The sequence below is a fragment of the Mesorhizobium sp. M0184 genome, from assembly GCF_040322215.1.
GTDB lineage: Bacteria > Pseudomonadota > Alphaproteobacteria > Rhizobiales > Rhizobiaceae > Mesorhizobium.
The window spans coordinates 90782-113114 of record NZ_JAMYSZ010000010.1; the positions used below are offsets into that span (position 1 = coordinate 90782).

Sequence of the window (22333 nt, forward strand, 5' to 3'; positions counted from 1 at the left end):
CACACCCGCCTAACGAGATCATCCCGCTATATCTCGAACTCGCCCTGCCCTTCGTCCATGGCGCTGACCGTCTCGGCTGCCAGGGCGCGGGTGATCGGCGTCTTGCGCTCGAGCGCGGTGCGGTCGAGCCGTTCGACCACGCGCATGGCAGTGGCCAGCGAGCGCTCGATGCGGCGCACCAGATATTGCACGACATGCGGCTCGACCTCGACCTGGCGGTCGGCGAACAGCTTTGTGATGACGCCGGCCAGCAGAAGATCGTCGGGTTCGTGGATCTCGACGGTCGCCGCCGCCTTCAGCCGCGACGCCAGGTCGGGCAGCCTGACGCCCCAGGCGGACGGGAAGCGCCGCGCCGTCAACAGCAAGCTCGAGCCGGCGCCGCGCACCGCGTTGATCAGGTGGAAGAGGCCGTGCTCATCGATCGGTTCGGCATCGATATCGTCGATCAGGGCCGGATGCGGGCCGAGGTTTTCGATGCAGTCGCCGATGCGGCCGGCCGCCACTTTCACGGCGTCGGCGCGGGTCCGCCAAATCGAGGCCAGATGGGTTTTCCCCGAGCCGGCCGGCCCGGCCAGCACAACGACCGGCGACGGCCAGTCCGGCCAGCGGTCGACAAGCGCCGCCGCCTGGCTGTTGGTGCTGGAGACGACGAGCTCGTCACGCGAATAGCCGGTGCCGTGGCCTAGATCGAGCGGCAATTGACGCGGCGGATCGATCTTGTCCGGCATCTGGCTCAACCGCGCGCGCCCCCGCGGCGCCGCACCTGCAGCGGCGGCACCGGCTCGTCGGCATGGCCCTTGTAGAGCGGCGATTCGAGATAGCGGGCGATGGCGAAACGCACCAGAACGGCAACGGCGGCGGAAGCCGGCACGGCAATCAGCAGGCCGACGAAGCCGAACAGCGCGCCGAAGGCAAACAGCGCAAACATCAGCCATACCGGATGCAGGCCAACGCTTTTGCCGACCAGCCTGGGCTGCAGGATGTTGCCCTCGATGAACTGGCCGACGAAGAACACGCCGGCGACCGCCGCGATCATGGTCCAGTCCGGCCAGAACTGGACGAAGGCGACGCCGACGGCCAGCACCAGGCCGGTCAGCGAGCCGACATAGGGGATGAAGGAGATCAGCCCGGCAAACAGGCCGATGAGGATGCCGAAATTCAGGCCCGTCAACGTCAGGCCGGTGGCATACATGGCGCCCAGCACCAGGCACAGCGTGCCCTGGCCGCGCACGAAGCCGGCGGTCGCCGTGTTGATGTCCCTGGCGATCGTCCTGACGGTCTTGACGTAATCGCGCGGCACCCAGCTGTCGACGATTGCCACCATGCGGTCCCAGTCGAGCAGCATGTAGAAGGCGACGACCGGCGTCACCACGAACAGGCTGACGACCGAGACCAGCGCCACGCCGGAGCTCCAGATCGAGGTGAAGACGGTGGTCAGGAGGCCGAAGCCGGAGGTCAGCAGCGAGTTCAGGCCTTCGCGCAGGCCGTTGGCGTCGACGCCGAATTTTTCTTCCAGCCATTTCGGGTCGAAGCTGGTGATCAGGCCCTGCAGCCGGGTCAGATAGTCCGGCAGCTTGCTGGCGAAATCAGCCATCTGCGAGGCGAGCACCGGAACCAGGATGACGACGGCCAGCACCAGGACGACGATGAAGGCGATGAGGATGACCACCGTCGCCATCAGCCTGGACAGGCCGAGCCGCTCCAGCCGGTCGGCCACAGGATCGAGGAAATAGGCGAGCACCATGCCGGCGACGAAGGGCAGAAGGATGCCGCTGAAGACATAGAGGAAGACGGCGAGGATGATGGCGCTGACCAGCCAGAAGCGGATCTGGCGGCGAAACGACGCCGATGCCGCAGCCTCCGCTGCCGCGGCTTCGGCCTCGGCGTCGATGGACCGTTCGTCAGGTGCCCGGTGGTCAGGTGCCCCGTGTTCAGGTGCCGGGTGTGGAGCCTTCGCCATAGCCGCTCATATGCCTCAGCCAAGCCACGAGATAGGCCGCGGCCGAAGCCACGGTCAAGACCCCGGACAGCAATATGAGGGCCGGCCTCAGCGGATCGAGACGGATGTCGAAGGCGAGTTCGCCCAACACCACTGCCGCCAGCACGATCTGGATCGCGGTGTTGGCCTTCGACACCAGGAGCGGCTTCATCTCGACCGGATGCGCCATGACGGTGGATAAAAGCACGGCGCAGACGATCAGTGCGTCGCGCGACACCATGGTAACGACCAGCCACAGCGGCAGTTCGCCGCTGAAGCCCAGGACCACGAAAACCGAGACCAGCAGCAGCTTGTCGGCCATCGGATCGAGATAGGCGCCGAGCCTAGAAAACTGGTTGAAATGACGGGCGATGAAGCCGTCGACGCCGTCGGAAATGCCGGCAATGAGGAAGCCGGCAAACGCCCAGTCCCAGCGTTCCTGCAGCATGGCCAGCACCACGGCCGGCACCAGCACGAAGCGCATGATCGTGATCATGTTGGGGATGGTCAAACGCATATCCCGTCGCTCTTGTTTGTCGATACATGATGGAGATGGAGGGTTACGGCAAGTGAGAAGCGACACAGAAGCTGCCAATCTCCCCACGAGGGCGCCAGCAATGAAATAGGTCAAGACCGATGTCGATTTCGGGGAGGCTCATTCGTCTCACGATAGGAAGCCGAGGAAATTTGCCCAGCGAGGAAACGGACGCGATGACAATCACTATCACAGCATTTGAACGATCGCCCGATGGCGGCAAGGGACTGGCGCGCGATACGCGCGTTCGCTGGGCGCTCGAAGAAGTGGGGCAGCCGTATGAGGTTCGTCTTGTTTCCTTCGCAGAAATGAAGGCGCCTGGCCATCTGGCCATCCATCCCTTCGGCCAGATCCCCACCTATGAGGAAGGTTCTCTCTCGCTGTTCGAAACCGGCTCGATCGTCTTTCACCTTGCTGAGCAGCATGCGGGATTGCTGCCGAAGGATCGCAATGCCCGCGCGCGTGCGATCACGTGGATGTTTGCCGCACTTAACACCGTCGAGCCGCCGATCCTCGAATTAACGACGGCAAGAATATTCGAACGTGACAAGCCTTGGAGCGAGGAGCGCTTGCCGTTGGTAAAGGACCGTGTTCGCGCTCGGCTGGACAAACTCTCGGCCCACTTGGGCGTCGCCGACTGGCTCGATGATACGTTCAGCGCAGGCGATTTATTGATGGTATCGGTGCTGCTGCGACTAAGAATGTCAGGCATTTTGGACGAATATCAAAACTTGGCTGCCTATGTAGCGCGCGGGGAAGCTCGGCCGGCTTATATCCGGGCTTTCGCCGCGCAATTTGCAATCAACGCAGAGGGGCGTGAAGAATAGCCAGCGTTGAACCAACCAAATGGAAGCGAGCCCGAAGCGCGCTATCCTTTGGCCGTTAGGAAACAAGGCGCGCTGTGGATGGACTAATAGGGCGCTAGCAAGGCACGATGCGCAACAGAGAGGGAGTGGAACCTTGTCTTTGGCCGTTGGCGAAGCGCGTAAGTATCTCGATACGTTCATGACGGGACATGGCTTTCGCCGCATCCGGAAAGGCGTCTTCGAAGTCGACCGGAGCGACGATATCAGCCTGATTCTCGAAGAGGCCTTTACTGCAAGCCATGGCGATGTTCATTTGAACATGCTCGTTTACCTGGACTTTCTTACCGTCAGGCCGTTGCTTGAAAGGCTGTACGGCAAAAAATGGATCTGGCCCGGACTGTCGCAGTTTCATCCTGAAACGATATTTAACAATGAGCTGAAAGCTTATGCTCGTTACTTCGAGCACCTTGACCAGACGAACATAGCTAGGTTGCTGGGGAAATATGTCGAGCTGGCGCGACGGATCAGGGCTCAGAACCCGGACCTCGCCAGTTACGTCGCCGGACATAGCGAGTTGCTCGACAAACCTTACGAATTCACACAGCCCTTCGCAGTTCGAATCCTCGCGCTGATTGCCTGCGAAATCGAACTCGGGCACTACGAGAGGGTGAGGCAGGCCGTGCACTGGATCCGAACGAACAATAGCGGAATAGCGCTGAGCAGCTATGCCAAGGCACAACTCGACCGCGTCGACATGGTTCTGGCGGAACGAGAGGGGCGTCCATAAGGGGGCACCTTGGGCGACTGTCCAGAGCCCCGCACCGCTACGCAGCGACGCAAGATCTTCTGTGGGCCTTCGCTCTTGAGCTGGCCGTGGGCGTGGTCGTCTCTTGGCCCCTCTGGCTGACGGCTGCGGTCGTGGCGTTCCTGTTCGCGCGGTCGGTCGTTGCAAATCCAGGTCTGTGGGCTGCCGCGGCGGCTTTGGTCGCCGCCGGCTTCTCGTATGGAACCCTGCCCTTCGACGGTGAAATCAGATCTCTTGCCACCGTCGGTGGCCTCGCCGCAATTCTGGCAGGCATTTCTTTTTATTGTTGGAGTGTATCACGCCCGGTTCCCGCGGCATCCAACTGAAAACACCATTAATCGCGCGCTTGCCTTGCGGGGCAAAACCGTTCATGCGAAGAGCCCGCACGCGAGTGAAAACAGCGACAGGCAAGCGCAACAGATGAGCAGGCGCCGGAAATGAGCAAGCGCAAGAACGGGCTCACCTATGCCGAAGCGGGCGTCGACATCGACGCCGGCAATCTCATGGTCGAGAAGATCAAGCCGCTGGTGCGCGCAACCCGCCGGCCGGGCGCCGATGGCGAGATCGGCGGCTTCGGCGGCCTGTTCGACCTCAAGGCCGCCGGCTTCACCGATCCGGTGCTGGTCGCCGCCAATGACGGCGTCGGCACCAAGCTGAAGATCGCCATCGACGCCGGCAAGCACGACACGATCGGCATCGACCTCGTCGCCATGTGCGTCAACGACATCGTCGTGCAAGGCGCCGAGCCGCTGTTCTTCCTCGACTATTTCGCCACCGGCAAGCTCGATCCCGACCAGGGTGCTTCGATCGTCGGCGGCATCGCCGCCGGCTGCCGGCAGGCCGGCTGCGCGCTGATCGGCGGCGAGACGGCGGAAATGCCCGGCATGTATCACGACAAGGATTACGACCTTGCCGGCTTTGCCGTCGGTGCCGCCGAACGCGGCCAGCTGTTGCCGACCGACGACATCGTCGAGGGCGATGTGCTGCTCGGCCTCGCCTCGTCGGGCCTGCATTCGAACGGCTTTTCGCTGGTCCGCCGCATCGTCGCGGTAAGCGGCCTTGGCTGGGGCGATCCGGCGCCGTTCAATGACGAGGCGACGCTGGCCGAGGCGCTGCTCGAGCCGACGCGCATCTACGTCAAGTCGATCCTCAAGGCGATCCGCAACACACATGGCATCAAGGCGCTGGCCCATATCACCGGCGGCGGCTTTCCCGAAAATATCCCGCGCGTTCTGCCCAAGGATTTTTCGGCCGAGCTCGATCTCGGCGCCATCGAGGTGCCGCCAGTGTTCTCATGGCTGGCCAAGACCGGCGGCGTCGCGCCGGAAGAGATGATGCGGACCTTCAATTGCGGCATCGGCATGATCCTGGTCGTCGCCTCCGGCCAGGCGGCGCAGGTCGCTGCCGTTCTGCAGGAGGCCGGCGAGACGGTGACGCCGATCGGCCAGATCGTGCCGCGCCGCGATGCCGGCGTCATCTATCGGGGCTCGATTGGCCTATGACCAGGAAACGGACGGTCGTACTGATCTCGGGGCGCGGCTCCAACATGACGGCGCTGGTTGCGGCGGCGAGCAACCCGGCCTATCCGGCCGAGATCGTCGGCGTCATCTCCGACCGCGCCAATGCCGCCGGCCTTGGCATCGCCGCGGCGCGCGGCATCGCCACCAGAGTGATTTCGCGCTCCGACTATGCCAGCAAGGAAGCCCATGACGAGGCGATCGATGCGGCCCTCTTGTCGTTCGGCGCCGAGATCGTCGCGCTGGCCGGCTATATGCGCATCCTCGGCGCGCGCTTCGTGGAGAAGTGGCAGGGCCGCATGATCAATATCCACCCTGCCCTGCTGCCTGCCTTCAAGGGGCTGGATACGCATGCGCGGGCCCTCCGCGCAGGCATGCGCATCCATGGCTGCACGGTGCATTTCGTCACGCTCGACATGGATGACGGGCCGATCATCGCCCAGGCCGCCGTGCCGGTGATGGTCGGCGACAATGAGGACACGCTGGCCGCGCGCGTGCTCAAGGCCGAGCACCAGCTTTATCCGCTGGCGTTGGGCCTTGTCGCCGAAGGCAAGGCGCGGATGGAAGGCGGCCGCACGGTGTTTTCGCGCTTCGCCGACGATGCCGACAACGCCACGTCGGTGGTGATCGCGCCCGACCCGCTGCGCGAAGAGACCGATCTCGAGCACCTGGCGCGGATCACGCCGTGAGGGTCAGTTCTTGAATTTGGTAGCAAATTTTGCTACCGTCTTCGTGAGGAGACGGTTTGATGGCGACAGTCGAAAAAGTCAGCGTAGCGCTTTCCCCGGAACTGCTGGACATGGTCAAAGGCGCGGTGGCCAGCGGGCAGTACGGTTCGGCAAGTGAAGTGATCCGCGAGGCACTGCGCGAATGGCGGCTTCGCCAGCCCTTGCGCGAGGCCGAAGCGGAGCGGTTGCGGAAAGCCTGGACGGAAGGGCTGGAGAGCGGTCCGTTTGCGCCGTTCGACATCGAGGACATAAAACGGAAAGCCCGCAGCCGGTTGGGCAACACCAGCAAAAACCGGCGGAATGGCTGACATCCGCATTGTCCGCAGCCCGGCGGCAGAAGACGACCTGATCGATATTTGGTTTGGCATTGCAAGGGACAACCCGCTTGCCGCGGACCGCTTTTTGGATGCTATTGCCGAGCGCATCGTGCAATTGGGCACATTCCCGGAATCCGGTCCCAAGAGGCCCGACATCGCTGCCGATGTGCGAGCGTTGACGATCGGCAATTATCTCGTGCTTTATCGCCTGGCCGAACAGCGGGTCGAAATCGTCCGCGTCGTGCATGGCGCACGCGATGTCTCGGCATTGTTTTGATAGATTGCGGACAAGCAAATGGACGTTTTCGACAGCGCGATCCGGACAAAGCGTGATCTCGCCGGCGTCTTCGAGTACGACGAGGCGGACGATCCGAAAAGTGCCACGGCATATTTTTATCTCTGTCGGATCGAGGACGGACGAGTAGGTCCCGTCGTCGGTGCAATTCACGTTCGATCGGGCGATTGGGCCATCACTGAAGCAGACATTTTGGTCAGATGGGATAAAGATGAACGGCGTGTAGGCCTGTTCATCTTTGGTGCACTTTGGGCGAGTTTTGATACCGTCACAGGTGCAAGACATGGCGGCGGATATGGGAAAGACTTTCAGCCCGACATCCCTTGGACTTGAGTTGAATCCATGAAGCAACTGCTGCTCCTGCGTCACGCCAAGTCGAGTTGGGACGATCCCGACCTCATCGACGTCGACCGGCCGCTGTCCGCGCGCGGGCTGAAGGTAGCACCACTGGTCGGGCGCGAACTGGCCCGGCGCGGCTGGCTGCCGGAGCTGGCGCTGGTGTCGCCGGCGCTGCGCACCCGCGACACGTGGCGGCTCGTCTCGGCGGAATTGCCGGCGAAGGTGCAGGCCAAATTTTCCCAGGCGCTCTACGAGGCAGCGGCGGCGGACATCCTCGCCAAGGTGCGGCAAGTAAAGGCGGGGACTGGAACGCTGCTGGTGCTTGGCCACAATCCCGGGCTGGAGGAGTTCGCGCGCGGGCTTGCCGGGGCTGGATCGGACCAAGCGGCGCTGAAGAAGCTGGCGGAAAAAAAATACCCCACCGCGGCCCTGGCTCGGTTCGACGTCGACGGCGATTGGACCGGTCTCACCTTCGGCAGCGCCCGACTGACGCACTGCATTTGGCCGAAGGATCTTCGCTAGGGACTGCCTGACAGGCCGGGGGATCGCCGACCTTTCGGCCAAACCCGGCTTCGCACAAACAAGAGCGGCGGGCCAAGCCCGCCGCTCTTCGTGCTCCGGGGTTTGAGGAACTATCGGCCCCAGTTGCCCCGGCCAGATTGGGGCACTACGGGTTGATCCGTGCCGAACCGGGTCGTCGCCTCGGTGTCGACGGCGTTGTGCTCGGCCGTCAGCGGCTTGCGGATGGAACCGGTAAACCCGCTGTCGATGGTGCCGACAGGCGCGTTGCCAACAGGCGCGGCCGGCTGGTTGACGCCGTCCGAACCATAGTGATCACTGCCTGCAAAGGCGCTGCCCGTGGCGACGAGGACGATGGTGGCGACGGTAAGAGCAATCTTGGTCATTTCAGGTACTCCAGTGTACTGGTCATTCGTGAGTTGTCGTTGCTTTCGACGCATTCGAGATGAGAGCGCTGTCCGCGCCGACGAATACGCACCCGGCTTTTTCCGATGTGCACGTTGCTGGACGATTTCAGCAACCGAGATTGTGGCTACAGATGAAACCTGCAGATCAACGTATTCGATTGGCGCAGGATGCTATTCGGCGCACACGCCCGTTGATACGCGAAAGCAAGAGTAGCGGGCCAAGCCCGCCGCTCTTTGTGTTGCGGGCCGTGATAATCAGCGGCCCCAGATGCCTTGGCCGGATTCAGGCGCCACCGACTCGGAGGTTATCTTGGCACCGGTACGCTCGGAAGTAACTGGCTTGCGGATCGAACCGGTGAAGGTGTTGTCGACGTTGGCAGCAGCAGCAGCGGCCGGCTGGTTGACGTTGTCCGAGCCATAATGGTCGCTGCCGGCAAAAGCAGTGCCGGTGGCAACGAGGATGGCGGCGGCGGTAAGAGCGAGCTTGGTCATTTCGGTACTCCGGTAGTTCTTTGGTCTGTCCGTCAAGTGGCGTGCCTCGGGAGGAATTCGCGTCGCTCGGACCACCCCGAGATGGGTCGGCAAGCCTGTCGTTTCCAATCACGAAAATTTTGTACGGGTGCGCCAAATTGGCCGCTTGAAATTCGACATGCAGCTCCTTGCGCCACAATGTTCTTCTTTCTTTTCAGTTTGTTATGCGGTCAATGGTGATTTTCAGCGTGGACATTTTGTGAGCCGGCGTCCACCGCTTCCTATACACTCCGTTAACAGAACCGAACCGTTCGGTTCGCTTTGTATTGTTCCTGTTCCTTTCGCAATGCTGATCGCGCGGCGAGTAAGAGAGGCCGGCATTGCCGCCACTTGCCGGAGTGCCGACAGCGCGATGCCGAGCCTCGCCGCGCGACACCGAAGGGAGAGAATTTTCTGCCACTTGCGCAATATCGCGCCCTGAAAGACCATGTATTTAGCGCTTGAGGGGGAATCAGAGTGGACGCGATTACTTATAACGACGTCAGATCGATTCTGAAGATGAACAGCTACGACCCTGGTGGCCAAAATTCGCGCGAGGCAACTTCTCTTTACGCGCAGCAGCAGACTGAGATCTATAAGGGAATTGCCCAGGCTTTTGCGGAAAGGATGATCCGCCTGAGAAATAATGAGACCGATGTCTATAGCAGCCTTAAGGATTTCACGGATGGCTTGATCAACCACGCCACAACCACTGCGCCTGCCACAGTGCTTGAAGTTGAAGGCCGAAGCGTTCTGTTTTCTGAAATCCCGATTGTTACCAATGACTCGCTCGACGAAGCTGTGAAGATAGGCAAATCTCGAGCACAAAGCCCCGAAGACATCGCTGCAGCTTTCGCTGCCGGCCTCATCTACGAGATGGGGCGATTTGTGAAACCGAATATCACAAACACGCCATTTGCCGTCATCCGGGAGTTGGGTAGTTATTCCGCCTGGAGAGTTGTGGAAGATGCCCCGCTCGACGGAACAGGCATTGTTGCTGAGAGGTTGGAAGAGATCACATCCAAATCTAACACCCTCATTGACGACTTAAGAAGCCAAGCTGCGCTGACTTCTAATACCCTTCGAGAAACCACTGAAAGTTTGACCGAGCGCGCAAACGGTGCACTGGAGGCAGCAGAAAATGCCGCGAAGCAGGCAGGGGCCTTTGAGAATCGGGCCAAGGATCTGAGCGGGCAGATCGAAGCGTTCCAAGCAGTCATCGACGCCAGTACGCAAGATGCGGACGATAAGCTCTCCAGCTTCCTCGATGCGACAAAAGCGAGATCTGCCTATCAAGGCGTAAGGATTTATTGGACCGATCGCGCGAGCGGATCCTGGTGGGCACTTGTGACTTCTGGCTTTGTCCTATTCATTCTTTTGGTAGTACTGCCGGCATGGGCCATTTACGACAATGATGCAGTCATCGTGCTACTAAAGCATCTAACCGAGGCAGCTGGCATTGAAAACAGCGACGTAACGAATCCCGTTGTCTTGACTGTCGCCACTGTTAGCCGATTGGTGGTGGTCACAATACCGCTGGCGCTTTATTTTTGGCTGATTAGACTCGTGGTCCGGTTCAATATGCGATCTATGCTGTTGATGGACGATGCGCGTCAGCGAGCCACGATCATTGAAACGTACTACAAGATGATCGAGCAGCAAGCGGCAACGAAGGAGGATCGCGCGTTGATCCTGCAAGCTCTGTGCAGGCCGCCGCCAGGACATGGCAGCGATAGTATCGAACCGCCGAACTTTACTGAGGTCATTGACAAGGCGATAGGGAAATGACGCCGCCTCGATACTGGAGCACATCGAACTGCGAGCTAGCTTGCAGCGCCTGTTGCCGAAGGCTGGCCGCACGGTAGGATCAGGCGGGAGATTTCCGAAATGGAAAGACACGAAGCATGGTTTGTGGCCATTACCTCGGCAGTCATAGGTTTCATCGTGGGAATGGCTTGGTCCGACCTCAACCATCAAGCCAGATGGCTTTACGATTATCAGACGCTTTTCGCGGGCGCTTTGGCAGTCGCTGCAGCGTTCATAACGGTCAATGCCATGAACAAGACCGAAGAGCGCCAGCAGAAACGACATGACGAGTTAATTAAACTCAATTTGCGAAGCGATTGGCTTACAGCAGAACGCGCGGGCTATCTGGCGAACTATTTTCTTGGAATTGCCAATGACGCAGAAAGCGCGGCGGGAAACTACAAAAAGGTCGAAGTCAAATCTCCTCCCCGCCCGACTAGTGAAGAGATTAACAAGCTGAAGATCTTTTGCGATCGTATCGAAATTGGACTTGAGATGAAAGCGATCGAGTCCGGCCTTCGTCTCTTTGGGCCGGAGATGACCTCGAATCTTGAAGTTATGACGCTTATGGTGAAGAATTTCAGGCCGAGATGGGTTCATATCAAGGAACTGATGGGTAAAAAAACGACCGAGGCGGGACTCTCGCTTGCCCATGAACTCAAAACGATCGCCATAGACGCCGTGATAATTCAGAAGCAGGTGCGAAATTTTGCCGAAGGACTGGGAAATCTGGCGAAAATTTACGAATAGCCTCGCCGCTTATCCTTCCCATGTCCATGCCATGGTCGCCCTGCGACTGCCATTCGGTGCGAATGCCGATGCCGCGATAGAAAGGCTCGCCGTTTGATCGACTTCTGGAATTGCTTCATCTGACCGTCAGGACCTTCGAAGCTGCGCTCGGCCGATTTGGCGAAGCGCTTTAAGACGTCGAGCGATTGAAGGCGAACACGCCTCCCGGCGAACTTTTCAAAGGCGTGATACAGGTCAATCAGCTTTCCTTGTCGTCGGCTGCCGGTCACATGGCGGGGTCGCGTCGCTTCCTGCCCAGGCAAAGACCGCGTGGATCTCGGCGCTAGCTAGCGCAGCAGTTCCCGGTCGATCGGGTCGCCGATCTGGATCGTCAGGGCACCAGCAAGAGCCGGCGCCAGATGCCGTTTGAATCGTCGTCGATTTGCGGCTTGTGGTTTCCGGACAGGACGATCTGTTCTCGATTGGCTGATGCGCCGTGAAATTCACGCTGCCAGCTCGGCGCCAGCAGCGTCGTGCTTGGGCCGCGCGCTGGCCAGAAGCACGACGGGGCAGTTGCAGGCGGCTAAAACAGCGCCGGCGGTTTCACCGAAGAACAGGTCCTCACCCGGACGTTGGGTGACGCCCATTACGACGATCGCCGCGCCTTTGGCCGCCTCCCGGGTGATCGCCTTGTCGGGTGTGACGCGAGTATGGAACGCGGTGTCGATATGCAGGCCATAGCGGCTGGCCAGGTCGGCGATGTCTTTCAGGACGGCCTCTTCGCGGCTATGCGACACCGATGTCGACCTGCGGCCCTTGGCTGCCTTTTGCGAGACGTAGAGAACCTTGATCCGCGCCCGGTTTGGACGGGCCAGCGCCAGCGCCAAGTCGGCGGCGCGACGCGCCACTTGAGTACCGTTGACGGGGACGAGAATGCTGGTGCCGGCCTTCAGCGTCGGCATCTTTTCGCCAGCATTGCCGCCGTTCAGGACCAGGCAAAGCGGGCCGTCAAATCCTCCGGCAATGTCGTTGAGGGCCGGCGCGAAGACGCCATCGGCGGTCAGCACATTGTCAAGCCCGACCAGCAGCAGGCCGTATCCCTTGCGGGCCTCTTCGGCGATCGTCTCACCGGTGGCTTCCAATTGGGTGCGGGCCGTCAGGTGGACTTTGCCGACAAGCGTATCTTCAATCCGTTTCACCGCCCGGGCGCTTTTTTTTGCACCCTTCTTGATTTCCTTCAGGGTGCGCTCCTGTCCTTTGCTGTCGGTTGGCCTGTCAATTCGGCCGTCCTTCGGCTGAAGCAAGGTGGTGGGCATGCCGCTGCCTCCGCCGACCAGTCCGGCGAGATATGCAGTGAACTTGCCGATCCTGCTGTCGTCGACCAGCACCAGCAGCCGCTCCAGCCTGGAAATGAAGCCGTATTCATCCAACGCCTCGCGCTCGACCCGCTGCTGCTCGTCGTGCCCAACCGGCAGCCGGCCGAGCGCCCAGCGCAGCATGGGCGGCATGGCCAGCGTGGTGATCACGGCCATAGTGACGATCATGGTGAAGAGATTGTGCGACAGGATGTTCATCGACAGGCCGATGCTGGCGACGATGACCTCGGTCGAGCCGCGCGCGTTCATGGCACTGCCGACGGCGATTGCTTCCTTGAACGACATGGCGGCGAGCCTGGCGCCGATGAAGGCGCCGCCAAACTTGCCGATGCTGGCGATGACCACGAGAGCGCCCGTCAGCATGGCAAGCGTCGGATCGGCAAGCACGGTGAGATCGGCGGAAAGCCCCGCCATGCCGAAGAAGATCGGCATGAACAGCGCGGTGATGACGCCGCGAAGTTGGCCTTCGATATGGCTGGAGAGGATGGGCGATTCCCCGACAAGGATACCGGCGACGAACGCCCCCAGCACGGTATGGACGCCTATCATGTTGGTGATCAGCGCCATCACGCCCATGATGATGAGGATCATGGTGATCACCGCAAACTCGCTGCGGAATTGATCGTTGGTCCAGCGGATCAAGGTGAAGACAAGACGGCGGCCGATGGTGAAGGAGAACACCATGAACAGTGCCACTGCGGCGATGGTGGTCACCAGCGGCGCGAACTGCAGCCTGCCATTGGTGGCGATGCCGAAGGTTACGGCGATGATAAGCCAGCCGATCGTGTCCTCGATAATCGCCGAGGAAATAATCACCTGTCCGAGGTTGCGGCGCATGAAGTTCATCTCGCGCACCACCATGGCGACGATCTTGACCGACGAGATCGACAGCGCGGTGCCCAGGAACAGCCCGGCGACGGTGCGCTGCGTCGGGTCAGCCAGCAGTGCGTCCGGCAGGAATTGCGCAAGCGCGAAACCGCAGATGAAGGGCACCACGATGCCGGTCGCCGAAATGGAAAAACAGGCCGCGCCAACCCGGCGCACCAGCCGCAGGTCCGTCTCCATGCCGGTCAGCAAAAGCAGCATCAGGATGCCGAGCTGCGAGACGGCGTCGATCATGCCCTTTTGCGCAGGATCACTGGGAAAGATCAGGTGCTGGGCCGACGGCCACAGCCAGCCGAACAGCGAAGGACCGAGCAGGATGCCGCCGATCAGTTGGCCCATGATTGCCGGCTGGCCATAACGCTGCAGCACTTCGCCCAGGCCGCGCCCAACAAGCAGCAGAAGCACGATCTCGGCGACGAAAGCGCCTTCGCCCGAACCACCCATGCCGGAGGCCCGGGTACCGGCAACGAGCGTCTCCGCTGCCCAGGCCGCGCCCGCGGGGACGAAAGCGCAAACCAGCAGTGTCAGGCTGGAACGTGTCGGAGCCTGCCAAGCCATGAAACCCCCATCGCCCAATGCACGTGTCCAACAACGCGCGACAGGGCGTTGCGTTGCTAGACGTGGACGTCACCGAAGGAGAGTTCGCCGTCGTCGCTCTCTGTCAGAAAGGCTGTCACCAGCAGGCCTGCATAGAGGACGGCGACCAGCACGACGATGGCGCCACCAGGAACGGGACCCAGCGCAGCACTGGCGACGGCCTCACGCATCGACCCGACGAAGCCGATGCGGACGCCTTCGGTCAGAAGACTGGGGGTCGACAGTTTGAGGATCCAGGCCAGCAGCAGAATCAGCAGCATGTAAATGTAATTGCGACGCAGGCGGCGCGCCAAAGCCACGCGTTGCGAAATCAGGAATTTCGGCGCGCGCAGGCTCTCGCCGACGATCAACAGCCAATCGGACGCGAAGTCCGGCTGCGGCGAGAATATCTGCGCGAAATAGTGCCGTTCGAACTGGCGCACGCGAGCCCGATAGAAGTCGAAGAAGCGATATCGGCGGGCCTCTATCCACAGCAGCAGCAGGACAAGCAGCATGGCAAACAGCAGCACGCCATGGTGAGCGCTGGCTGTCGAAAGCGAAACGGAGAGCATCGCCGCGACAACGGTTATCGCCCAGTTGCTCGTCCGGTCCAGGCGGTCACGCCACCCAGCCATGCGCGCAATCTCGGCGCGATGAAAGTGGGACATCGTGGTTACGAGTTCGCCGGACGACAGTGTCCTTCCGATGGGATCCGGCGCCGGCAACACTTCTGCCATGACAATGCCTCCACCCGCCACGCGAAAACGGCCGGATGGAGATATCGTTCCGACGCTCAATCCGCCGGGCGCAGCCAGACCTTGTTGTCGTGGAAGGCGGCGCCGCCATAGGGCGCTGGCGCATCGGCGCCGGTCAGCACGTTGATGCCCTCGCCGCGCTCATGGGCGCTGTTCGGCCAGATGCCTTCGGCGACGACGACGCCGCGCTTGATGCCGTCGAACAGCTTTGCGTGCAGCACCACTTCGCCACGCTGGTTGCCGACCTCGACACGGCCGCCGTCGGCGACGCCGAGTGCCGCCGCATCATCGGGATGCACGAGCAGCTCCGGCCGGCGCTCTTTTGCCTGCGACACCGGCGTTTCGGCAAAGGTCGAATTGAGGAAATTGCGCGCCGGCGAGGTGGTCAGCCGGAACGGGTGCGCCGCGTCCGCCACTTCGATCAGGTCGACATGGTCGGGGAATTCCGGCAGGCTCGCCACCGGCCCGAACAGGCCCATGCTTTTCGGTGGCCGGTTGGGCGACGCCTGGCCCGTCCAGTCGGCGCGAAAATGGAACTTCTTGTCGGCATGGCCGAAGCCGTCGAGGAAGTGCGCCGCCTCGAAATCCGGCTGCAAATCGACCCATTTCTGCTCTTTCAGGCTCGAAAAGCTGCCCAGCCCGCGCTTGCCCAGAATGATGTCGATATGCTGCTGCTCGGTCATGCCGAAGCCAGGACGATCGGCGACACCGAGCCTTTTGCCGAGCTCCTCGATGACGAAATGGTTGGTGCGCGGACCTTCCGGCGGGTCGATCAGCTTCGGCCCGAGTGTGATGTGCTGGTTGCCGCCACCCTTGTAGACGTCGTCATGCTCGAGAAACATCGTCGCCGGCAGCACCACATCGGCGAGCTTGGCGGTGTCGGTCATGAACTGCTCGTGCACGCAGGAAAACAGATCGTCGCGCAGAAAACCTTGCTTCACCAGCCGCTGCTCCGGCGCGACATTCACCGGATTGGTGTTCTGGATCAGCAGCGCCGTCACCGGCGGGCCGCCATAGAGCGCATCCTCAGCCCCGGTCAGCACCGGGCCGATGCGCGAATGATCGAGATGACGGATCGCGGGGTCGCGCATCCGTGTGCCTTCGAGCAGCTCCTGGTTGAGCTTGAAGATGCCCGAATTGGTATGGAAGGCGCCGCCTCCCTCATACTGCCAGCAGCCGGTGACCGCCGCGATCGAGGCTGCGGCATGCATGTTGACCGAACCGTTGCGCTGCCGCGAAAAACCGTAGCCGAGGCGGAAATAGGTCTTCTTCGTCGTGCCGACGAGACGGGCGAAGGCCTCGATTTCGTCGACAGAAAGCCCGGTGATATCAGCGGCCCATTGCGGCGTCCGCGTCTTGAGATGCGCTTCCAGACCGTGCGGGTCGTCGGTGTATTTTTCCAGATAGGCGCGGTCGGCCATGCCGTCGCGGAACAGCACGTGCATGACAGCGCACGCCAGCGCGCCGTCGGTGCCGGGCTTCAGCACCAGGCCGAGATCGGCCTGCTTCATCGTTGCATTTTCGTAGACGTCGATGACGACGATCTTGGCGCCGCGTTCCTTGCGCGCCTTGATGGCGTGGGTCATGACGTTGACCTGCGTGACCACGGCGTTGGTGCCCCAGATCACCACGCAGTCGGACTTTGCCATTTCGCGCGGGTCGGGGCCGCGCAGCGCGCCGGCGCCCATCATCCAGCCGGTCCAGGCCAGATTGGTGCAGATCGAACCGAAGAAGCCGGAGTATTTTTTGGCGTGCCTGAGCCGCTCGATGCCGTCGCGCTGCACCAGCCCCATCGTGCCGGCATAGTAATAGGGCCAGACCGTCTCCGAGCCGTATTTTGCCTCCGCCGCGATGAATTTTTCAGCGACCAGATCAAGCGCCGCCTCCCAGCTCGCTTCCTTCCAGGCGCCCTCGCCCTTGGCGCCGGCCCGCACCAGCGGCTTCAGCAGGCGGTCGGGATGATGGACGCGATCGGCGTAACGGGCGACCTTGGCGCAGATGACGCCGGCCGTATAGCTATTGGCCTTGGCGCCATGGACGCGACCGATGCGCTTTTCATCGAGCAGCTCGACCTCGAGCGCGCAGGTCGATGGGCAATCATGCGGACAGGCCGAATGGCCGATTTTGAGCTTCGCGTGCTGATTCATGGGAGCAAACTAGCTGCTTTGGACAACCAGGTGTAGGGCCAGATGACGAGCCAATCTCCCCCCAAGTGGGGGAGATGTCCGGCAGGACAGAGGGGGCGTGAAGAATCGCTACGTCGTCGGTGTGACTCGCTCTTGATCAAACTCCAACGACCGGCGGCTCCAAATGGCTGTCAGGCAGGCGGGAACCCGCGAGGGGGGAGATTGCGCTCTTGCTACTCCGCCGTGCCTTCCTCGTACTCCGCCGACATCGACAGCCATTTTTCCTCATGGCCGGCCAGCTGTTGCGCAAGTTGTGAGCGCTCCTTGGCCAGCCTTGTCGCGGTCGAGGGGTCCTTTTCGTAGACGGCCGGATTGGCGAGCTCGTCCTCGATCAGGTCGATGCGCTTGCGGAGGCGGTCCATCAGCGCTTCGGTGGCGCGGATTTCCTTGGCCAGCGGCTCGAAGGCGGCGCGGCGCGCGGCTGCGTCGCGGCGGCGGTCGGCCTTCGAGGCTTTGTCCGCCTCGCGCTTGCCGCGGCGGTCGCCGGAGACGCCGGTGACCAGCGTCTTATAATCCTCGAGATCGCCGTCATACGGATTAACCGCGCCGTCCTTGACCAGCCACAGCCGGTCGGCGGTCGCTTCGAGCAGATGGCGGTCGTGCGAGATCAGGATGACCGCGCCGGGAAAATCGTTCAGCGCATGGATCAGCGATTCACGGCTGTCGATATCAAGATGGTTGGTCGGCTCGTCGAGGATGAAAAGGTTCGGCCCCTCGAAGGCCGACAGTCCCATCAGGAGCCGCGCCTTCTCGCCGCCGGAGAGGTCCTTGGCTGCGGTGTTCATCTTTTCGGTGGTCAGGCCGAACTGGGCGACGCGACCGCGCACCTTCGATTCCGGCGCTTCCGGCATCAGCCGGCGGACATGCTCATAGGCGTTTTCGTCCGGCCTGAGGTCGTCGAGCTGGTGCTGGGCGAAGATTGCTACCTTCAGCCCGGGCGCCACGGTCATGCTGCCGGTCTCCGGCTTCAGCCGGCTGGCCAAAAGCTTGGCGAAAGTCGACTTGCCGTTGCCGTTGGCGCCGAGCAGCGCGATGCGATCGTCGGCATCGATGCGCAGCGTCATCTTCTTCAGGATCGGCTCGCCCTCGGTGTAGCCGACGTTGACGTTGTTCAGCGCAATGATCGGCGAGGCCACCGACTTCACCGGCTCCGGAAAGGAGAACGGCCGCACCGTGTCGTTCACGATCGCGGCGATCGGCTTCATCTTCTCCAGCGCCTTGATGCGCGACTGCGCCTGCCTCGCCTTCGACGCCTTGGCGCGGAAGCGCTCGACGAAGGATTCCATGTGCTTGCGCGCGGCTTCCTGCTTGACCCGGCCCTTCTCCTGCAATTCGCGCTGCTCGGTGTATTGACGCTCGAACTGGTCGTAGCCGCCGCGCCAGAAGGTCAGCTTCTTCTGGTCGAGATGGACGATCGAGTTGACGGCGCGGTTGAGCAGGTCGCGATCGTGCGAAATCAGCAGCACGGTGTGCGGGTATTTCGACACGTAGTTTTCCAGCCACAGCGTGCCTTCGAGGTCGAGATAGTTGGTCGGCTCGTCGAGCAGCAGCAGATCGGGCTCGGCAAACAACACGGCGGCCAGCGCGACGCGCATGCGCCAGCCACCGGAGAAGGACGAGGCCGGGCGCCGCTGCGCGGCATCGTCGAAGCCGAGGCCGGCGAGAATGGTGGCCGCGCGTGACTCGGCCGAGTGCGCATCGATATCGGCCAGCCGCATGTGGATGTCGGCGATGCGGTGCGGATCGGTCGCCGTCTTTTCCTCTTCGAGCAGTGCACTCCGCTCAAGGTCGGCCTTGAGCACGATCTCGATCAGCGGCTCCTCGGTGCCCGGCGCTTCCTGCGCGACCTGGCCGATGCGCGTGTTCTTGGGCAGGCTGATCGAGCCGGTCTCGGAGGCGAGATCGCCGGTGATCGCCTTGAACAGGGTCGTCTTGCCGGTGCCGTTGCGGCCGACAAGGCCAGCCTTGCTGCCGGCCGGCAAGGTCAGTGAGGCATGGTCGAGAAGCAGGCGTCCGGCCATGCGGAGCGAAAGGTCGTTGATGATCAGCATGGCCGGGCTTTTGCACGGGACAACCATGCTTCGCAAGGGCTTGAGCCCCGGTTCGCCGCATAAGCCGCGAAAACCGACAAAGCTGGTGATGTCGACCCCGCGCGCCGCGACTTCCCGCAAAACGCAAAAAGAACCCGCTATCCTGAGGGGGGACAAGGAGAGCGGGCTCTTTCGTGAACGGCGGCCTTGGGAGCGTCCGATCGACATCCAAACACGCAGCAGCTTGGTTTGTTCCATGGGAAGAACGAACTATGTGATGAACAAACGCTGCTGTGGCCGGCAGGTTTGTCCACAGGGGCGTGCCGTCTGTACGCTATCGACCATGACGCTGCGGAAAGACTCGGCTATCCTTGGATGTGCGGCGGGCCTGATCTCCGCCTGGCCGGCGCCATCAGCTTCCTCCCAAGCGGCGCCGGCCACCTTCCTTGACCGGAGCCGACGCCATCTGAGGCGGTCATTGTTTCGGCGGCGTGCCGGGCTGATCGCCGCCGGTCGTCGACTTCGGCACCGGATTCTTGTCGACCTGCGGGTTCTGATCGACCGTGTCGCCAGGGGCCTTGGTCGGCTGGATGTTGTTGTCGCAACCCGCAACCGTCAGAGCTGCCATAAGCAGCAGGATTGAGCGCTTTTTCATCGCAGTCTCCTCTCGCCCGACAACGAGGCGTCGGCGATTTGGTTGCGCGGCCGGCGTCGTTCTCGCATTAGCCGAGGAGCCGGGGAACAAAATGCCGCGTCTCCGGTTGCTGCACAATCAATGGAGGAAGGCATGATCCGTCTGCTCATCGCCGGGGCAATCGTCTATGTCGCCTATCGCGTCGCCAAGAAAGTGATCGACGAGGTGCCCGACGATTTTGATCCGCTGCTGCTGCCGCCGCCACAGGACGATCGCGAGGCGCTGCGGCGCCAATCGGCAAGGATGGGCGTCGAGCCCGAGCGTTAGTCGACAGGCCTGCCCGCAAGGCTTCTTCGCTCACGGGCCCTATTCCGGCTCCGCAAACCGTTGCGAACAAAGCAGAAACGATGCTTGATGGGCGATGAACCTCGCCGCCCGTGATTCGTCCTTCCAGCCGGCCTATCTAGCGAAGCTCAACGCCGAGCAGCGGCTTGCCGTCGAACATGGCGACGGCAAGATCGCCGGACCGTTGCTGGTGATTGCCGGCGCCGGCTCCGGCAAGACCAACACGCTGGCGCACCGGGTCGCGCATCTGATCGTCAGGGGTGCCGACCCGCGCCGCATTCTTTTGATGACATTTTCGCGCCGTGCCGCAGCGGAAATGGCCAAGCGGGTCGAGCGCATCGCCGGCGAGGTGCTGGGGCGCGATGCCTCGGTGATTACCGATGCGCTGAGCTGGGCCGGCACGTTCCACGGCATCGGCGCCAGACTGCTGCGCGATTATGCGCTGGAGATCGGTCTCGATCCGGCCTTCACCATCCACGATCGCGAGGATTCCGCCGACCTGATGAACCTCGCCCGCCACGAGCTTGGGTTTTCGAAGACCGAAGCCCGCTTCCCGACCAAGGGCACCTGCCTGGCGATCTATTCGCGCGCCGTCAACGCACAGGCGCCGCTCGGCGAGGTGCTGGGTTCGGTGTTCCCGTGGTGCGCCGGCTGGGCCGAACAGCTGAAGCAATTGTTCGCCCGATATGTCGAGGCCAAGCAGGCGCAGAACGTGCTCGATTACGACGACCTGCTGCTCTACTGGGCGCAGATGGCCGGCGAGCCGGAAATCGCCGCGCATCTGGGTGCACGTTTCGACCATGTGCTGGTCGACGAGTACCAGGACACCAACCGGCTGCAGGCATCGATCCTGACGGCGCTCAAGCCCGACGGATCTGGGCTGACGGTGGTCGGCGACGACGCGCAGTCGATCTATTCGTTCCGCGCCGCGGAAGTGCGCAATATCCTGAATTTTCCGAAGCAGTTCGCGCAGCCGGCGGAAGTCGTCATGCTGGAGCGCAACTACCGCTCGACCGAGACCATCCTGGCGGCCGCCAATGCGGTGATCGGCGAAGCTTCGGAGCGTTTCACCAAAAATCTCTGGACCGAGCGCAAATCGGCGGAAAAGCCGAAGCTGGTGAGTGTGCGCGACGAGACCGAGCAGGCGAGCTATGTCTGCCAGGCGATACTCACCGAACGCGAGGCCGGCACCGTTCTCAAAGCACAGGCGGTGCTGTTTCGCGCCTCGCACCATAGCGGCCCGCTGGAGATCGAGCTGACGCGCCGCAACATCCCCTTCGTCAAGTTCGGCGGGCTGAAATTCCTCGATGCCGCCCACGTCAAGGATATGCTGGCCGTGCTGCGCTTTGCCGAAAACCCGCGCGACCGCGTCGCCGGCTTTCGCGTGCTGCAACTTCTGCCGGGCATCGGCCCTTCGGCCGCCAATGCGATCGTCGAGACCATGGCAAATTCGCTTGACGAGACGATGGGGCTTGCCCGCTATCGGCCGCCGCAGCGTGCCGCCGACGACTGGCCGGGCTTTGTCGCGCTCTATAGCGGCCTGCGCGCCGGCGCACAAAAATGGCCGGCCGACATCGAACAGGTCAGGCTCTGGTACGAGCCGCATCTGGAACGTATCCACGAGGATGCAACGACGCGCCGGGCCGATCTCCTGCAGCTCGAGCAGATCGCTTCCGGCTATGCGTCGCGCGAGCGCTTCCTCACCGAGCTGACACTCGATCCGCCGGACGCGACCAGCGACGAGGCCGGCCCGCCGCACCGCGACGAGGATTATCTGATCCTGTCGACGATCCATTCGGCCAAGGGCCAGGAGTGGAAGAACGTCTTCGTGCTCAACACCGTCGACGGCTGCATCCCGATCGATCTCGGCGTCGGCAGCAAGGAGGACGTCGACGAGGAGCGGCGGCTGCTCTACGTGGCGATGACGCGGGCCAAGGACAGCCTGCACCTGGTCATGCCGCATCGCTTTTTCGTCCACGGCCAGGCGGCGCGCGGCGACCGCCATGTCTATGCCTCGCGCACGCGCTTCATCCCGCGCTCTATCCTCGGCGCCTTCGAGCAGGTGGCATGGGCCAGCGTCCAGGCCAGAGACGATCCGCGCCGCCAGCCGCAGGTGCGTGTCGACCTCGGCGCCCGCATGCGCGGCATGTGGAAATAGGCACCCGCCTCGACGTCGGCGCTGCTCGCCCGGCGACCGCTCCCAGAGCCGGCGAAAAAACAATCCCGGCAACATGGAACCTCGCGCCGTGATCCGC

The 22333-nt window shown here is 62.2% G+C and carries 23 protein-coding genes; 13 read left to right on the forward strand and 10 right to left on the reverse strand.

Annotation, left to right across the window (positions count from 1 at the left end; all coding sequences use genetic code 11):
- Window positions 1-26: 26 nt before the first annotated feature.
- The 3 genes from hdaA to NKJ23_RS14590 are packed head-to-tail and all read right to left on the reverse strand — an operon-like array spanning window position 27 to window position 2489.
- Window positions 27-728, reverse strand: coding sequence for a DnaA regulatory inactivator HdaA (gene hdaA, locus NKJ23_RS14580; RefSeq protein ID WP_352680804.1), 702 nt, complete (start codon window positions 726-728; stop codon window positions 27-29).
- A 5-nt stretch (window positions 729-733) separates the two neighbouring features.
- Window positions 734-1960 carry an AI-2E family transporter gene (locus NKJ23_RS14585; RefSeq protein ID WP_352680738.1) on the reverse strand — a complete coding sequence of 409 codons (1227 nt, stop codon included), beginning with the start codon at window positions 1958-1960 and terminating at the stop codon, window positions 734-736.
- The gene (locus tag NKJ23_RS14590; protein WP_023677645.1) at window positions 1932-2489 is read right to left on the reverse strand and encodes a CDP-alcohol phosphatidyltransferase family protein; all 558 of its coding nucleotides are present in this window, start codon (window positions 2487-2489) and stop codon (window positions 1932-1934) included. Before NKJ23_RS14590 ends, NKJ23_RS14585 begins: the two co-directional genes overlap by 29 nt.
- 200 nt (window positions 2490-2689) lie before the next feature.
- Here NKJ23_RS14590 and NKJ23_RS14595 point away from each other — a divergent pair, with 200 nt between their 5' ends.
- The 9 genes from NKJ23_RS14595 to NKJ23_RS14635 all read left to right on the forward strand — a co-directional run bounded on the left by NKJ23_RS14595 (window position 2690) and on the right by NKJ23_RS14635 (window position 7842).
- Window positions 2690-3340, forward strand: coding sequence for a glutathione S-transferase family protein (locus NKJ23_RS14595; RefSeq protein ID WP_352645993.1), 651 nt, complete (start codon window positions 2690-2692; stop codon window positions 3338-3340).
- A gap of 133 nt (window positions 3341-3473) precedes the next feature.
- A complete protein-coding gene (locus NKJ23_RS14600; RefSeq protein WP_352680739.1) occupies window positions 3474-4106 on the forward strand; it encodes a hypothetical protein in 633 nt (210 codons plus the stop codon).
- Window positions 4107-4192: 86 nt separating this feature from the next.
- Window positions 4193-4450, forward strand: coding sequence for a hypothetical protein (locus tag NKJ23_RS14605; protein ID WP_352680740.1), 258 nt, complete (start codon window positions 4193-4195; stop codon window positions 4448-4450).
- Between the two features lie 111 nt (window positions 4451-4561).
- On the forward strand, window positions 4562-5626 hold the full coding sequence (gene purM, locus NKJ23_RS14610) for a phosphoribosylformylglycinamidine cyclo-ligase (RefSeq protein ID WP_352472623.1): 1065 nt from the start codon (window positions 4562-4564) through the stop codon (window positions 5624-5626).
- Complete coding sequence (gene purN / locus NKJ23_RS14615; protein WP_352680741.1) at window positions 5623-6330, forward strand: phosphoribosylglycinamide formyltransferase; 708 nt, start codon at window positions 5623-5625, stop codon at window positions 6328-6330. Before purM ends, purN begins: the two co-directional genes overlap by 4 nt.
- A gap of 59 nt (window positions 6331-6389) precedes the next feature.
- Window positions 6390-6677 carry a type II toxin-antitoxin system ParD family antitoxin gene (locus NKJ23_RS14620; protein WP_352452975.1) on the forward strand — a complete coding sequence of 96 codons (288 nt, stop codon included), beginning with the start codon at window positions 6390-6392 and terminating at the stop codon, window positions 6675-6677.
- Complete coding sequence (locus NKJ23_RS14625) at window positions 6670-6963, forward strand: type II toxin-antitoxin system RelE/ParE family toxin (RefSeq protein WP_352452974.1); 294 nt, start codon at window positions 6670-6672, stop codon at window positions 6961-6963. Before NKJ23_RS14620 ends, NKJ23_RS14625 begins: the two co-directional genes overlap by 8 nt.
- Before the next feature lie 18 nt (window positions 6964-6981).
- Window positions 6982-7314, forward strand: a complete 333-nt coding sequence (locus tag NKJ23_RS14630) for a hypothetical protein (protein ID WP_352452973.1) — start codon at window positions 6982-6984, stop codon at window positions 7312-7314.
- Window positions 7315-7323: 9 nt separating this feature from the next.
- On the forward strand, window positions 7324-7842 hold the full coding sequence (locus tag NKJ23_RS14635) for a SixA phosphatase family protein (RefSeq protein ID WP_352680742.1): 519 nt from the start codon (window positions 7324-7326) through the stop codon (window positions 7840-7842).
- Between the two features lie 110 nt (window positions 7843-7952).
- On the opposite strand, the gene NKJ23_RS14640 is transcribed toward NKJ23_RS14635, so the two are convergent.
- Window positions 7953-8225: a DUF680 domain-containing protein gene (locus NKJ23_RS14640; RefSeq protein WP_352452971.1), complete on the reverse strand. Its 273-nt coding sequence runs from the start codon at window positions 8223-8225 to the stop codon at window positions 7953-7955.
- Window positions 8226-8501: 276 nt separating this feature from the next.
- Complete coding sequence (locus tag NKJ23_RS14645; protein WP_352452970.1) at window positions 8502-8738, reverse strand: DUF680 domain-containing protein; 237 nt, start codon at window positions 8736-8738, stop codon at window positions 8502-8504.
- Between the two features lie 537 nt (window positions 8739-9275).
- Between NKJ23_RS14645 and NKJ23_RS14650 the strand changes: the two genes are divergently transcribed.
- Together NKJ23_RS14650 and NKJ23_RS14655 are read left to right on the forward strand one after the other, a co-directional pair.
- Window positions 9276-10544 (forward strand): DUF6161 domain-containing protein, encoded by a 1269-nt coding sequence (locus NKJ23_RS14650; RefSeq protein ID WP_352452969.1) that lies wholly within the window; start codon window positions 9276-9278, stop codon window positions 10542-10544.
- A 99-nt stretch (window positions 10545-10643) separates the two neighbouring features.
- The gene (locus NKJ23_RS14655) at window positions 10644-11312 is read left to right on the forward strand and encodes a hypothetical protein (protein ID WP_352680743.1); all 669 of its coding nucleotides are present in this window, start codon (window positions 10644-10646) and stop codon (window positions 11310-11312) included.
- Window positions 11313-11794: 482 nt separating this feature from the next.
- On the opposite strand, the gene NKJ23_RS14660 is transcribed toward NKJ23_RS14655, so the two are convergent.
- From NKJ23_RS14660 to NKJ23_RS14680, 5 genes are all read right to left on the reverse strand, one after another.
- Window positions 11795-13996, reverse strand: a complete 2202-nt coding sequence (locus NKJ23_RS14660; protein WP_502902538.1) for a cation:proton antiporter domain-containing protein — start codon at window positions 13994-13996, stop codon at window positions 11795-11797.
- A 170-nt stretch (window positions 13997-14166) separates the two neighbouring features.
- Window positions 14167-14865, reverse strand: coding sequence for a DUF2270 domain-containing protein (locus NKJ23_RS14665; protein ID WP_254820271.1), 699 nt, complete (start codon window positions 14863-14865; stop codon window positions 14167-14169).
- Window positions 14866-14921: 56 nt separating this feature from the next.
- Window positions 14922-17030 carry a molybdopterin-containing oxidoreductase family protein gene (locus NKJ23_RS14670; RefSeq protein WP_352680745.1) on the reverse strand — a complete coding sequence of 703 codons (2109 nt, stop codon included), beginning with the start codon at window positions 17028-17030 and terminating at the stop codon, window positions 14922-14924.
- 212 nt (window positions 17031-17242) lie between these two features.
- Window positions 17243-19120 carry an ABC-F family ATP-binding cassette domain-containing protein gene (locus tag NKJ23_RS14675; RefSeq protein ID WP_352680746.1) on the reverse strand — a complete coding sequence of 626 codons (1878 nt, stop codon included), beginning with the start codon at window positions 19118-19120 and terminating at the stop codon, window positions 17243-17245.
- A gap of 454 nt (window positions 19121-19574) precedes the next feature.
- The gene (locus NKJ23_RS14680; RefSeq protein WP_023677659.1) at window positions 19575-19754 is read right to left on the reverse strand and encodes a hypothetical protein; all 180 of its coding nucleotides are present in this window, start codon (window positions 19752-19754) and stop codon (window positions 19575-19577) included.
- A 132-nt stretch (window positions 19755-19886) separates the two neighbouring features.
- Between NKJ23_RS14680 and NKJ23_RS14685 the strand changes: the two genes are divergently transcribed.
- Window positions 19887-20060, forward strand: a complete 174-nt coding sequence (locus NKJ23_RS14685; protein WP_023677660.1) for a hypothetical protein — start codon at window positions 19887-19889, stop codon at window positions 20058-20060.
- Between the two features lie 94 nt (window positions 20061-20154).
- Window positions 20155-22236, forward strand: coding sequence for an ATP-dependent helicase (locus NKJ23_RS14690; protein ID WP_352680747.1), 2082 nt, complete (start codon window positions 20155-20157; stop codon window positions 22234-22236).
- Window positions 22237-22333: the final 97 nt, after the last annotated feature.